Annotated in this window: 9 protein-coding genes; 5 read left to right on the top strand and 4 right to left on the bottom strand. The window is 72.8% G+C overall.

From position 1 onward, the window contains the following. Positions 1-36: 36 nt before the first annotated feature. A complete protein-coding gene (locus ACIPYS_RS16840; protein WP_400746866.1) occupies positions 37-825 on the bottom strand; it encodes a substrate-binding domain-containing protein in 789 nt (262 codons plus the stop codon). A gap of 220 nt (positions 826-1,045) precedes the next feature. On the opposite strand from ACIPYS_RS16840, the gene ACIPYS_RS16835 reads away from it, so the two are divergent. The 4 genes from ACIPYS_RS16835 to ACIPYS_RS16820 all read left to right on the top strand — a co-directional run bounded on the left by ACIPYS_RS16835 (position 1,046) and on the right by ACIPYS_RS16820 (position 7,707). Next, positions 1,046-1,777 (top strand): TetR/AcrR family transcriptional regulator, encoded by a 732-nt coding sequence (locus ACIPYS_RS16835; RefSeq protein ID WP_400746864.1) that lies wholly within the window; start codon positions 1,046-1,048, stop codon positions 1,775-1,777. Positions 1,778-1,928: 151 nt separating this feature from the next. Then, positions 1,929-2,483, top strand: coding sequence for a universal stress protein (locus tag ACIPYS_RS16830; RefSeq protein ID WP_400746862.1), 555 nt, complete (start codon positions 1,929-1,931; stop codon positions 2,481-2,483). Then, on the top strand, positions 2,480-2,842 hold the full coding sequence (locus tag ACIPYS_RS16825; RefSeq protein ID WP_400746861.1) for a hypothetical protein: 363 nt from the start codon (positions 2,480-2,482) through the stop codon (positions 2,840-2,842). The genes ACIPYS_RS16830 and ACIPYS_RS16825 overlap by 4 nt, the downstream gene beginning before the upstream one ends. A 137-nt stretch (positions 2,843-2,979) precedes the next feature. Next, positions 2,980-7,707 (top strand): caspase family protein, encoded by a 4,728-nt coding sequence (locus tag ACIPYS_RS16820; protein WP_400746859.1) that lies wholly within the window; start codon positions 2,980-2,982, stop codon positions 7,705-7,707. Positions 7,708-7,942: 235 nt separating this feature from the next. On the opposite strand, the gene ACIPYS_RS16815 is transcribed toward ACIPYS_RS16820, so the two are convergent. The 3 genes from ACIPYS_RS16815 to ACIPYS_RS16805 form a co-directional block, all read right to left on the bottom strand. Continuing rightward, complete coding sequence (locus tag ACIPYS_RS16815; RefSeq protein WP_400746857.1) at positions 7,943-9,601, bottom strand: alpha/beta hydrolase; 1,659 nt, start codon at positions 9,599-9,601, stop codon at positions 7,943-7,945. Positions 9,602-10,003: 402 nt separating this feature from the next. Then, the gene (locus ACIPYS_RS16810) at positions 10,004-10,735 is read right to left on the bottom strand and encodes an alpha/beta hydrolase family protein (protein WP_400746855.1); all 732 of its coding nucleotides are present in this window, start codon (positions 10,733-10,735) and stop codon (positions 10,004-10,006) included. Positions 10,736-10,984: 249 nt separating this feature from the next. Then, positions 10,985-11,809 (bottom strand): IclR family transcriptional regulator, encoded by an 825-nt coding sequence (locus ACIPYS_RS16805; protein ID WP_093859290.1) that lies wholly within the window; start codon positions 11,807-11,809, stop codon positions 10,985-10,987. Positions 11,810-12,129: 320 nt separating this feature from the next. On the opposite strand from ACIPYS_RS16805, the gene ACIPYS_RS16800 reads away from it, so the two are divergent. Continuing rightward, on the top strand, positions 12,130-13,440 hold the full coding sequence (locus ACIPYS_RS16800) for an extracellular solute-binding protein (protein WP_093859289.1): 1,311 nt from the start codon (positions 12,130-12,132) through the stop codon (positions 13,438-13,440). Positions 13,441-13,654: the final 214 nt, after the last annotated feature.

Genomic DNA, 13,654 nt, shown 5'->3' with positions numbered 1-13,654 from the left:
GGGCACGGACCTCGTGCCCGGGGCCGGTGCCGTGTCTCAGCTGTGCGTGGTCCAGCCGCAGCCTCCGACGGAGAAGGGCACGAGGGCGCCGGGGTCGTGCAGGACGGCGTCGCCGCCCTGCTCACCGCGCTCGACGATCCGGACGCAGGAGCGGTCCCAGTGGGGACTGCGGGACGGCGGCGGGTAGTTGATGGCCTTGAGGAAGAAGCCGGACGAGTCCGTCGGGGCGCCGTCGACGCCGTACTGGCTCACGACGAGGTTGCCGGCCAGCACCGGGACGATGGGGGCGTCGGGCAGCGCCGGGTCGATCTGCCGCCAGTTGGTCTTGTGGCAGTTGTAGATGTCGGACAGCTGCGCGGTGGTCAGGTTGGCCGGCGCGTACCCGTCGGAAGGGGCGGCCCAGCTGATCGCGTCCTTGGCCATGCCCACGAACACGTCGGAGGTGAGGTCGGAGGGCTGCGGCAAGCGGGCGCTGCGGGCGAAGTCGACCGTGCGGCTGGTGGTGGAGTTCAGGGAGAGGACGCCGGCGTTGCTCCGGTCGGGCCGGACGATCGTGTCCGCCCCGGCCTTGGGCGTGATCTGCCGGTTCCCTGTCGAGTCCCAGCTGTACAGCCGGGGTGAGGTGGTGTCTCCGGCGGCGGCCAGCGCGGCGTTGTAGTCGGTGGAGATCTGGTTGAGCAGGGCCTCGGAGATCCCCGAGCCCACCCCGACGATGTCGGTGGCGGCCGGCTGCGGCGGATCGGCGAGGGCGGGGGTGGTGACGGCAAGGGCCAGGGCGGAGGTTAGGGCGAGGGCCGGGGCGGCCCGGGCGGCGAGGCGAAGCACGGGTGTGGACTCCCGGTCGGGGGACGGTGCGGTCCCCGGCATCCTGGGGCTGTCCCTGCGGCACCGGAAAGCCCCCAGCACCCTGGGAGGCCCGGCGTCGTCGCAGGTCGGGCCCGGTCCTTCGGTCCCCCCGCCACCACTTGTTCTTCCTCCGGTGATGTCCGGGCCACCCGGCCGGGGCGGGGCGGGCGGCCCCCTCCCGCGTTGTTAGGGTCGGGGCATGGCAGTGAGCAGGACGGGTCTCGGCGGTCCCGGTGGTTCCGGCGGTCCCGGTGGTGGTACCCGTCCCCCCGCGCGGCTGCGGCTCGACGCGCGGCGCAACCGCGACCTCCTGCTCGCCACCGCCCGCGACCTGTTCGCGCGGCACGGGCTGGACGTCCCGCTCGACCGGATCGCCAAGGAGGCGGGCGTCGGCAACGCCACCCTCTACCGGCACTTCCCGACCCGCCAGGCCCTGGTCGGCGAGGTCTTCGCGAACGCCGCGAGCCTGGTCGCCGAGGCCGGGGCCGAGGCGCTGGCCGCCGAGGACGCCTGGAGCGCGATCGAGTGCTACTTCGAGCGGATCCTCGAACTGGTCGCCGCCGACCGGGGGATCAACGACCTGGTCACCCGGTCCGTCCTGACCGCCCCCGGGCTGCTCGGCACCAGCCGGCGCAACGCCGCGACGGTCGGCTCGCTGGTCGCCCGCGCGCAGGAGCAGGGCACCATGCGGGCGGATGTCACCACCACGGACCTGCTGTTCGTGTTCGGCGCGCTCTGCCGGTCCCTGCCGGTGGCCACCGAGCTGCGCCCCGACCTGTGGCGCCGCCACCTCGCGCTGCTGCTCGACGGCTTCCGCGTCCGGGCCGCCCACCCGCTGCCCGTCCCGCCGGTCGGCGAGGAGCGGTTGGACCGGATGTTCGCCGAACTCTGGGCGGCCGACGCGCGGGCGGAGGCGCCACCCACCGCTTGACCGCCCCCGCGTCAGGAACCCGTACGGACCGGCCCCGCCCGCGTCAGAGCTCCGTCAACGAACCGCCCCTCCCCCCTCCACCGGGCTTGGCTGGCACCGACGGCACCGGCCACCAACGACCGGTGACCGCTACGGAAGGACGGACAGCGCCATGGCGGACCAGCCGACAACCCTCCCCAGCGGGTCGGGGGCGCCGGAGGACGACGGCCGCGGCCGGATCGTGGTCGGCGTCAGCGGCTCGCTCGGCAGCCTCGCCGCCCTGCACCGCGCCGTCGCCGAGGCCCGTCGGCTCGACGCCGAGGTGCTCGCGGTGCACTGCTGGACCCCGGTCGGCGGCGAGTTCGGTTACCGCCGCGCACCCTGCCCGCCGCTGCTCTCCGCCTGCCGCGACGCGGCCGCGACCCGGCTGCGCGAGGCCCTCGACCAGGCCTTCGGCGGCACCCGGCCGGGCGTCCGGCTGCGCAGCGTCGCCGTCCGCGGCGAGACCGGGCAGGCCCTGGTCCACTGCGCCGACCGGCCGGACGACCTGCTCGTCCTGGGCGCCGGCCCCCGCGGCCTGCTCGCCCGCACCCTGCGTCCGTCGATCACCGCCTACTGCGTGCGGCACGCCGCCTGCCCGGTGCTGGCCGTGCCGAAACCACCGCTCCAGCGCGAACTGGAGGCCATGGAGCGCCACCCCCGGACCCGGCTCACGGTGACGGTGTGACCGCCCGCCTCGCCCCCTCGATGTCGGCCGCGCTCGCCCTCACCGCCTCCGCCGTCCTGCTGCCCGCCCTCGCCGTCCTCGGTGAGCTCCGCCCGACCTGGGTCGCGCTCGCCGCCTACGCCGCCCTCTGCGCCGCCGTCGGCGGCCGCTCCCGGCCCTCCGCCGCCCCGCTGATCGGCCCGGCGGCCTGGCTCTTCCACAACGGTTTCGTCGAACACCGGCACGGTGCCCTCGACCTCTCCGCCCCGGCCGCCGAGGCCGCGCACGTCCTCCTCCTCACCGCGGCCGCCCTGGTCGCGGCCCTCCTCGCTGCGCCGCGCGCCCCGCGCCCCGGGGGCCGCTACGACCTCGCCGCATGACGCCCCGACGGCCAGGGGCGGGCGACCTATGATGTGTCGTCTCGCTGACAGCCGCTGGGGATGGGGAACGCGTTGTTCGAGCAGGCGAAGCATGCGGTCGTGACGATCCACGTGCCGGGGCGGACGACGAGCGGACGATGAAGGGATCCTTCCGGGCACTGCTGATCGGCGTGCCGAAGTACCGTGACGAGCACATCACCGACCTCCCGTTCGTCCGGGACGACCTCGCCGAACTGGAGGAGGCACTGTCCTCGGCCGGCTACGAGGTGGTCGTCCACGAGCCGGACGAGACGGACCGGGAGGGCATCGACGCCGCCGTCGAGACCTTCTTCCAGCGGGCCGCTGCCGGTCAGACGCTGCTGGTCTACCTCAGCGGCCACGGCATCCACCACGACGGCACGGACTACCTGGTCCCCAAGGGAGCGCTCACCAGCGCCCGGGACTTCCGCGGCAAGTGCCTGGCGCTCGACTTCGCCCCGTACGTCGAACAGAGCCTGGCCGGCGACGTGGCCGTGCTCGTCGACGCCTGCCGCGAGGGCATCGTGATGCGCGAGATGGCGCCGGGCAACGCCGTCGGCTGGTCCGAGGCGAAGGTCCGCCGGGTCGGGAGGCGGCACTACTGCCACGTCTACGCCTGCTCGCCCGGCGAACGCGCCCGCTACGCCACGGCGGGCGGGACCACGTTCAGCCTCTTCTCACGGGCGCTCAGCACCGTGGTGGCGAGCGAGACCGGTCCGAGCACCCTCGCCGACCTCCAGGAGCAGCTCCAGACGGCCGTGGACGCGCTCACGAGCGAACACGAGTGCCCGCGCCAGCGGGTCAGGGTCCGCGCCGAGGGGGACCTCGACGGCTTCGTCCTGTTCGAGCGGCCCGACCGCGAGCTCGCCGGCGCGGCGGGGGAGCATCCCTGGGTGGTCCGGGCCCGGGAGCACCCGGTCTGGCGGCAGGTGGCGGACGGCCCCGGCGCCGAGGCGATGCGCACGGCCGTGACGGCCCTCGTCGAGCGGCTCGCCGCCTCGGCGGCCGCCGACGACCGGGCCCTCGCCGACGACCCGTGGCGGCCGACCGACCTCGCCGAGCGGATGTCGGGCCGACTGGGCTGGCTGCTGTCCAAGGTGCTCAACGCCGAGAAGCTGGCGCTCGCCCCGGCCGAGGCGGCGCTGCTGGTGGCCGCGCCGTTCGCCCACGTGGCGTGCGCCAACCGGGTCGCGGTCGAGGCCATGGCCGTGCGGCCCACCGATCTGGCACCGGCCGCCGCCCCCTCCCCGCTCCGGGCCGGCTACGAGCAGTTCGTCACGGGCCGCGCGCGGCTGGTCCGGCGCGCCGCGCAGGCCGAGCGCGGCGGCGACCCGGCGGGGGCGGCGGGCATCGCCTGGTGGCTGTTCCGCCAGTGGCTGGCGGGCAGACCGGGCGGCCACCACGAGAGCGTCCTGACCGCCCTGGGTGGACCGGTCGGCGCGCTCACCGAGCACCTCACGGCATCCGGAGACCGGGACCTGGTCGCCGAACTGTTCGCCCTGGACGCCCTCCCGAGCCTGCTGCGTTCGCTCCGGACCTCCTACGACACCACCGCGATCCGCCCGGTCCGCCAACTGGCCGGCGCCACCGAGGCGGAGCAGTACGTCCGGGAGGAACTGCTCGGCGCGCTGCTCGCGGTCGCGCACCACCTGGCCGTCGACCCGCTGCGGCTGCCGGACGTCGTGGTCGAACACCTCGGCATCTCGTACGCGGTCGACCTCGCCGAACTGCACGGGACGATCCGGGGCGCCCGCTGGGACCCGCGCGGCCGGACCAGGGTGCTCACCGCCGCCTGCCACCACCCCGCGGTCGGTCTGGCGCTCCGCCGGCACGCCGCCGCGCTGGACACCCTGCTCGGCGTGATCGACCTCCACGCCGGCGGCGACCCCCAGCTCGCCCCGCTCCAGGACCTGCCCGTCCACGCGACCGCCGACCAGGTCCACGCCGCCGCGGACGAACGGGGGCGACCCATCTACGAGTCCACCGACCTGCGGTTCCGGCTCGCGGACGACCGGATCCAGGAACTCCTGATGGGGGAGCAGCTCTACGGCGACCAGGCGCTGGCGATCCGCGAGCTGTACCAGAACGCCCTCGACGCCTGCCGCTACCGGGACGCCCGCACCACCTACCTCCGCCGCCGCGACCCGCACCTGCCCGGGTGGTCGGGCCGGATCGACTTCCGCCGGGGCGTGGACGAGCGCGGCCAGGCCTACCTGGAGTGCCGGGACAACGGCATCGGCATGGGCGAGCGCGAGCTGCGCGAGGTGTTCTCCTACGCGGGCATGCGCTTCGCCGACCTGCCCGAGTTCCTCGACGAGCAGGCCGCCTGGCGGGCCGAGGGCATCGAGTTCCACCCCAACAGCCGCTTCGGCATCGGGGTGCTGAGCTACTTCATGATGGCCGACGACATCTCCGTCACCACCTGCCGCCTGGACCGCGACGGCCACCCCGGCGACCGCCTCCAGGTGGACATCGCCGGCCCGGGCTCGGTCTTCCGCATCCGCAACCTGGGCCGGGGCCACGACGCCGGCACCGTCGTCCGGCTGCACCTGCGGAACCCGGGGACGGCGCCGTCGTGCACCGGGCTGCTGGGGCGGCTGCTGTGGATCGCCCCGTACGACGTGACGGCGGAGGACGGGGAGGAGCGGCTGGAGTGGGAGGCGGGCGTGCTGTCGCCGTTCGCGCCGCTCGGCGCGGAGGATCCGTACGCCGACACCGCGGTGCGGGGGAAGGACGTGAGGGTCGCTGCCACGGACCGCGCCGACGTGTGGTGGACCGGTGCCTGGGGCGGCATCCTGGCCGACGGGCTCTGGGCGGGTCTGCGGTTCTACGGCGCCGTGATCGACCTGAGCGGTACACGGGCGCCCAGGCTGACCGTCGACCGCACCCGGACCCTTGGTTACGACCGGGCCCATGCGCTCCGGTTGCTGCACGAGCAGATCCCGGCACTGCTGCGTGACGGCTGCACGATGCTCCACCACGAGTGGCTCTCCGCTCTGGTGGAACACCACTCGCTGCTCGCCGATGCGATCCTGGAAGCGGCGGTCTCCCACCGGTACCGGCCGTGGTCGGTGTGCGGGTACGAGGTGGACATCACCGTCGTCGGCTGCTTCCCCCGGGACTCCCGACTCTTGGAGGAACGCGGCGAACAGCGGACCTGGCCCGTCCCGAGCGGTTCGTCCAGGGCGTCGGAGCACGTGGTGAATTGGCGGATGCTCTCCTGGACTGCGGCCGGTGGCGTTCCCGGCGTGACCGGGGCACACGGGACCAGGCCCGTTCTCGCCCGGCCTACCGACGACTTTCTGTTGCGGTCGAACGGCGGGGAGCCTCGCCGTGAGCGGTTCGGATTCGACGACGGTGGCAGTCTGCTCGATCCGGCGGTACCCGTGCCCCTGGGGCACGTGCTCTGGGTCGCTCGGCGGGTCGGTCACCGACCGAGGGATGTGGTCGCCAGGTTGGCAGAGCTGGGATATGCCCTTCGGGACGGACAACGGGTGCCGGACCAGGTGGACGCAGATGATCTTGCGGTCCTCAGTCGACGTGTCGACGGTGGGCCGCCCTGGCTGGATCCCCTGGAGCCCGTGCCGCTCGGGCATGTCCTCTTTGCTGCCGAGAGGTTGGACCGGACGCCGGAGACCGTGGTGGGGCGAATCGAAGCGCTCGGCGTCAGCTCGACGGAGCACCTGGTGCTTCCGGTACCTCCCGTTGCCAGTAGCCTGTTGTTGCTCGAGCCGGGCCAGGAGCCCGAGTGGTTGAGCCCGGGAATGCCTTCTCCCCTGTGGCAGGTACTGGCGGCGGCTGACAGTACGGGCGGCAGCCCTCATGACGTGATCGAAAGTCTCGCCCGACTGGGTCACTTGTTCGATGGAACGGCTGTGCCGGATTCCCTTCAGAAGAACGACTACGAGCTTCTGAGTCGCTATCTCATGGCTGAAGGGCCGTTTCTGGGAAACGGTGAGGCGGTGTCGGCCTGGCATGTGATGGAGGCTGTGAAGCAGCTCGACCTCGAGTCGACGGAGGTTGTGGCCAGACTGCGGCAACTCGGCCATGCGGTGGCGGACGGGGTGCGAATCCCGATGGTCTTCGGCTACCGGGAAACCGTGCTCCTTCGTGGTGCCATTCACAACGAAGAGGAGGACGAGCCCGAGTTGACCACGGTCGGCGCGAGCGTGTCGATGGGCCATGTCCTCTGGTGCGCGGAGGAGCTGAACTGTTCGCCGACCGAAGTAGTCGCACGGCTGGGGTTGTTGGGACACTTCCTGCCCGAGGGTGCTGTGCCGCCGGATCAGGTGCACACTGACGACCGTCTGGTTCTCAGCACGAACCTTGACTGGCGTCGCCCTTGGTTGTCGGTGGACAGGCCGGTTCCGATCGGACACGTCCTCGCAGCTGCGGCGAAGCTGCGCCGATCGCCGGAAGACGTCGCTACCCGGTTGATGCGATACGGCCACCGACTGCTCAATGGTGCCGTCCTGTCCGGTTCGGTCGAGTTCGGCGATCTGCTGATGCTCAGTGCGCAGCGGGACGGTCAGGCACCGTGGCTGGTGCCCGGTCGGCGAGCAGGGATCTGGCATGTACTGGCCGCTGCCCACGATCTCGAAAGGGAACCCCGGGAAGTCGCTGAACGATTGGAGGTGCTGGGCCATCCGCTGCCGCCAGGGACGGTCGCGGCGCACGGAGCCGAGTACTTCGAGCGGGCGGAGGACGGTGTCGGGCCCGGTCCCGACCGGCCCCTCACGCTGGCGGAGGTGCTCCGGGCGACTGCGCGCGGGCACTCCCCGGCCGACACTGCCCGCCGCCTCCAGGACCTCGGCTTCACGCTCGCCGGCGACGTCGTCTACGAGTGACCCCCAGTCACCCGCCCTTTCCCCGTGGTTCGGACACCCGTTCCGACCTGGTAGTGTTCTTCCTGTCGCGAGGGAAACGAACGAAGCAGAATCCCTCGTCAGGCGTCAGCGGTGCTACCAGAGCACGTCCCACTTTCAGTGGGGAGAGTCCGTGCAACCCGGGCCTGGCGCTCCACGGTCGGACGGGCCCGGTACCTCTTCAGGTACCGGGCCCGTTCGCGTTCCTCCCCCAGGATCAGCGGAGCACGCCGCGGACGGCCTCGGGGTCGGTCGGGGCGAGCGGTGCCGCATCGGTCGGACCCGTCGTGCCGGAAAGGGACTTGGCGGCCGGGGGCGGGGTCACGTAGACCGGGTCGGGCTCGGCGCCGGGGGCGCAGGTCTTGGCGATCCGGCCCTTGCCGTTCGGCAGGCTGCCGTCGCGGAGGTAGGCGGTGAAGGTGTCGTCGAGGCAGGCGTTGCCGTGGAACAGGATCTCGTGGAAGCTGCCGCCGTCCTGGACGACGAGCTTGGCGCTGGGCAGCGCGTCGCGCATGGCGAGTCCGCCCTCGTAGGGGGTCGCGCCGTCCTCGGTGGACTGGAAGAGCAGCACGGGCGGCAGGCCCTTGCCGGTGATCTTCAGCCGGCCGGCCCGGTTGCCCTCGTAGGGCCAGAACATGCAGGCGGCGTTGTACCACATGTTGTTGTAGGTGTAGAAGGGCGCGACGGCGTCGACCCCGGCCTGGTCCTTCTTCCAGTACTCCCAGTCGCGCGGCCAGGCGTTCTCGGTGCACTGGACGGCGTTGTACGCGGGGAAGGAGCCGTCGTCGGCGCCGGGGGCCGCGTAGCGGTTGTAGGCGATGGCGAGCGGCCGGGTGTCGTGCTGGGTGACGAATGCGGAGAGCACGGTGGCCATCCGGGGCCAGCGGAGGAAGTTGTAGCCGCCGCCGTAGAAGGTGTCCTCGAACTCGGCCGGGCCGATCTTCCCCACGGCCGGGGCGGCGTCCACCGGCTCGGTCCGCAGGGCGGCCTCGACCTGGTCGTAGGCGCGCTGGATGTCGGCGGGGTCGGTGCCGAGGTGGTAGACGGAGTCGGCCTTGGCGGTCCAGGCGGTGAACGCCTCGAAACGGCGCTGGTGCTCCTTGTCCTGGAGCTTGTTGTGCTCGTACCAGGTGGTGGTCGGGCCGACGATGCTGTCGAGCACCATCCGGCGCACCCGGGACGGAAAGAGCTGTCCGTAGGTGGAGCCCAGTGAGGTGCCCCAGGAACCGCCGTAGAAGTTGATCTTCGGCTCGCCGAGTGCCCGCCGGATGCTGTCCATGTCGCGGGCGTTGTCGACGGTGGTCATGTGGGGGAGCAGCCAGGACCAGTCGGCCGCGCAGTCGGAGGCGTAGCCGGCGGCCTTCTTCAGCCAGGCCTTCGCGGTGCCCTGGTCCGGCCGGTAGTCGGGGCGTTCGGCGTCGAAGTAGTCGGGGTCGCAGACGACGTGGGGTTCGCTGCCGTTGGTGCCGCGCGGGTCGAAGCCGATCCAGTCGTAGGTGGAGGCGACGTCGGCCGGGATCTGTCCGGCGATGAAGGCGGGCATCCAGAGGCCGGAGTTCCCGGGGCCGCCGGGGTTGAGCAGGATCGGGCCCTGGCGCTTGTCCTTGGGCGCGGTGGCCGGGAGCCGGTTCAGCTTGATCCTGATCTTGCGGCCGCGCGGGGCGGAGTAGTCCACCGGGACTTCGAGCATCGCGCACTGCAGTGCCGGCGTGGCCGGGTCCTCGCAGGAGCTCCAGGCGAGGGTGCCCTGTCCGGTGTCGGACAGCACGCTCCGGTCGTCGAGCCCGTCGGCCCCGGGTTCGACGCCGACGGCGGCGGCGCCGCCGAGCACGGCGATGGCGGTGGCGGCGGACAGTAAGGTGATGACTTTTCTCATGGTGAGCATGATGTGATATGTGCAATGTCACATCCACTCAGCTGACATGACGTTATGAAGCTGTGACGGCCCGGTGGTTCGGTGGCGGTGGCCGTTCGTGGTCCGGCGCACCTGCTCCGAGCTGGTAGTGTTCTTCCTGTCGCGAGGGAAACGAACGAAACAGAATCCCTCGTCAGGCGTCAGCGGTGCTACCAGAGCACGTCCCACTTTCAGTGGGGAGAGTCCGTGCAACCCGGGCCTGGCGCTCCACGGTCGAACGGCCCGGTACCTCCTCAGGTACCGGGCCGTTCGCGTTTTCCAGTGGCCCGGCGGCCCGGCCGCGCATCTGCCCGCTGCCCGGTACCCGTTGCCCGGTACCCCGTGCCGGGCCCGGCTCCCGGGAAGGCGCCGGGCCCGTGCCCGTCAGGCGCGGACCGGGAGTCCGGCGGCGCGGGCCAGCAGGGCGGCGGTTGCGCGACCGGCCTCGACGGCGTGCGGTGCGCGGGCGGCGACGCAGTGCCCGAGGGCCGGGTCGTACTCGGTCAGGACGACGCCCGCGTGGTCGGTGTCGGGCTGGAGGAACTCGGCCGCCGGTGTCAGCAGCGCGGTGTCCAGGGCCCGGGTGGTGTCGGCGGGGACGAGGTCGTCCCCGGTGCCGTGGACCAGGAACAGCGGGACGGGGGAGGGGCGGTCGGCGAGGGCGGTGAGGGGTGCCTCGCCGGTGGTGACCGCCGGGCGGGCGTAGCTGGAGGCGATGCCGACGGCCGCGGTGGGGCGGCGGTCCTCGGGCAGGTCGCGCCGGGTGGCGACGGCTATCGCCTCCCGGCCGGACATCGACCAGCCGGCCAGGACGAGGCCGAGCGCGGTGTCGCCGCCGTGGTCGACGGCGTGCCGGTGGGTGTACTCCAGTGAGGCCAGCAGATCGGCGCGGCCGCTGTCCGCCGCGTCGGAGCGCCAGTCCGGGGTGAGCACCAGCAGGCCGTGCGCCGCCGCCTCCCGGGCGAGCGGGGCGAGTTCGAACCGCGAGTCGGGTGCCTTCCCGTGCCAGAGGAGGAGCACGGGCCGGGGCCCGTCGGGGCCGGCCGGGGGTCGGTGGACGTCCAGGAACCGGCCGGGGGCGTACTCGACGGTCTCGGCCGGGGTGGTGACGGACATGGGTGGTTCTCCTGCGGTTCGGGCGGGTGTTCCGGACTGGTACTGTTCTTCCTGTCGCGAGGGAATGATCTCTCGTCAGGCGTCAGCGGTGCTACCAGAGCACGTCCCGCTTTCAGCGGGGAGAGTCCGTGCGACCCGGGCCTGGCGCTCCACGGTCGAACGGGCCCGGTACCTGAAGCAGGTACCGGGCCCGTTCGCGTTTCCCGGAGCCGGAGACGGAGCCCTGAGGCCGTTGCGGGCCCGCCCGCGTCACCCGACCGGACGGTCGGAGCCGAGTTCGCGGGAGATCCGCAGGCCTACCTGGGCGACCACCGGGCCGAGGGCGCGGACCCGGGCGGCGGTCATCCGGGAGGTGAGGCCGGAGACCGAGAGGGCGGCGGTGACCTCTCCGGTGTGGTCGAAGATCGGGGCGGCCACGCAGCGGACCTCGGGCTCGTTCTCGCGGTCGTCGATGGAGTAGCCGCGGGCGCGGATGCGGGCGAGGTCGGCGCGCAGGCGGGGCTCGTCGGAGATGGTCCAGGCGGTGACCGGACGCAGCCCGGCCGCGACCACCTCGGTGACCGCCTCCTCGGGGAGCCAGGCCAGGATCGCCTTTCCGGTGGCGGTGCAGTAGGCGGGGGCCCGGCTGCCGACCCGGGAGGCCATCCGGACGTTGGTCTCGTCCTCGACCTTGTCCAGGTAGACGATGCCGGGCGCCTGCCAGACGGTCAGGTGGACGGTCTCGCCGGCCTCGCGCTGGAGGCGGCGCAGGTGCTCGGCGGCGACGCTGCGCAGGTCGAGGGTGGAGAGGTAGGCCTGGCCGAGCCGGAGCGAGCCGTGGCCGAGCCGGAACCAGCCGGTCTCCCGGTCGCGGTCGAGCAGGTGCTCGTCGAGCAGCGGGCCGGTCAGCCGCAGCACGGTCGACTTGTTGAGGTCGAGCGCCTCGGCGAGCTGGGCGAGCGGGACGCCGCGCCCGTCGCCGTGGTCGCGGACGTAGCCGAGGACGGACAGTGCGCGGCGCAGCGACGAGGACTGGTTGCGCTCGCCCGCCGCCTTCCGCGGTTTCCCGGTGGTGGCGGCGGTCTGCTCCGTCATCGGTCCGTTCCCCTCTCGTTCCGCCGTCCGACTGCGGCGGTTGTCGAACCGTACCCCCTACGGGCATGCGGGCCGCTTTTTCGATACAGCGTTGTGCACTGCAAAACTTCCCGAATCGGCTCTTGTTGGGCGTCCGCGCCCCCGCCTAACGTCCCTGGCATCGAGCAGGCGACGCCGCCCAGACGAGCGGCCGCACTGCCGTACCCACCCGCGTCACCACCCCCACATCCACCATCGGCCCCGGTCAGGGCCTGCTGCGACGTGCCCGTCCGCGACGGCGCGTCCCGGCGGCAGCTGTCGGGAGGGGAGGCTTCCCACCCATGCGCATCGTCAGACGGACCACCGCGGCCGCCGTCCTCGCCGCCACCTGTCTCGCCGCCGCGGCCTGTTCGCCCGGCACCGCCGTCCCGGCCGGCGAGAAGGCCGCCGACGACAAGACCGGCACCCTGCAGGTCTGGCTCTACAACGAGGCCGGCAACGCTGCCAAGGAGGCGGTGGTCGCCAAGGCGGTCTCCGAGTTCCAGTCGGCCCACCAGGGCGTCACCGTCAACGTCAGCTACATCGACACCGACGCCTCGGCCCGCGCCGCCAAGATGAAGGGCGCGTTCAACGATCCCAGCAGCGCCCCGGACCTGGTCGAGTTCGGGAACACCGACCTGCCCGGCTACGTCGCGGCCGGCGGTCTCGCCGAGATCGGCGCCGACCTCGACAAGTGGGCGGACAAGGGCGACCTGGACCCGGCGATCGCCAAGACCTCCGTGCTCGACGGCAAGACCTACGGCCTCCCGTGGTGGGTCGGCGTGCGCGCGCTGTACTACCGCACCGACCTGTTCACCGAGGCCGGACTGGCCGCGCCGACCTCCTACGACGAACTGGTCGCCGCCACCCGGAAGATCCACGCCGCGCACTCCGACACCTTCGGCATCGCGATCGGCGGCAAGTACACCTTCGGCGCGCTGCCCTTCGTCTGGGACGCGGGCGGCGACATCGCCGCCAAGGACGGCGACAAGTTCAAGGCGGCGATCAACTCGGCCGCCTCGCAGGCCGGGGTGAAGCGCTACACCGACCTGTTCGACGAGGCCGGCTGCCCGGCGCAGCAGTGCGCCGACCTCACCGGCGGCAAGACCGTCGACCTGTTCGCGGCCGGCAAGGCCGCCATGGCGATCCTGCCCAACTCCAGCCGCAGCAAGGTGGACGCGGGTGCGGCCAAGGACAAGTACGCCGTCGTCCCGCTGCCCGGGAGCAAGGCCGGCACCATCGCCCCGGCCTTCGCCGGCGGCAACAACCTCGGCGTGATGAAGGCGGCCAAGCACCGCACCCTGGCCGTGCAGTTCGCCCAGCTGCTGGCGAGCCCCGGCTACCAGGAGCAGATGTACGACGCGATGGGCAACCTGCCGACCCTGAAGTCGGTCAACGCCAAGGTCGCGGCCAAGGACGCCTTCCTGAAGCCGTTCACCGACACCATCGCGGCCGGCACCCGCTTCGTCCCGCTGGACCAGGCCTGGGCGCAGATCGACGCGCAGGCCGTCATCCCGACCATGCTCCAGCAGGTCGTCACCGGCAAGGCGGACGTGGCGAAGGCCTCGGGCGACGCCGCCACGCAGATCACCTCGGCCTTCGCCGCCCGCTGAGCCCGCCCCCCGGGGAATCCAGAGAGCAGGTCCCGCTCGTGTCCGCACCCACCACGACCGCCCCGGCGGCGCCGCCCTCCCCGAGCGGGCGGCGCCGGGGCGCCGCGGGGGGGGCGCCCCCCCCCCGCGCCCCCCCCGCCCCCCCCCGGGGGGCGGGGGCCGGCCCCCGGGGGATATTAACCGCGGGGGGCCCAACCCAAAACACACCAAGAAA

The organism is Kitasatospora sp. NPDC089913 (genome assembly GCF_044748625.1).
Taxonomy (GTDB): domain Bacteria; phylum Actinomycetota; class Actinomycetes; order Streptomycetales; family Streptomycetaceae; genus Kitasatospora.
Note: the sequence above shows the minus strand (reverse complement) of the source record. Positions and strands in the feature narration are given on the sequence as shown.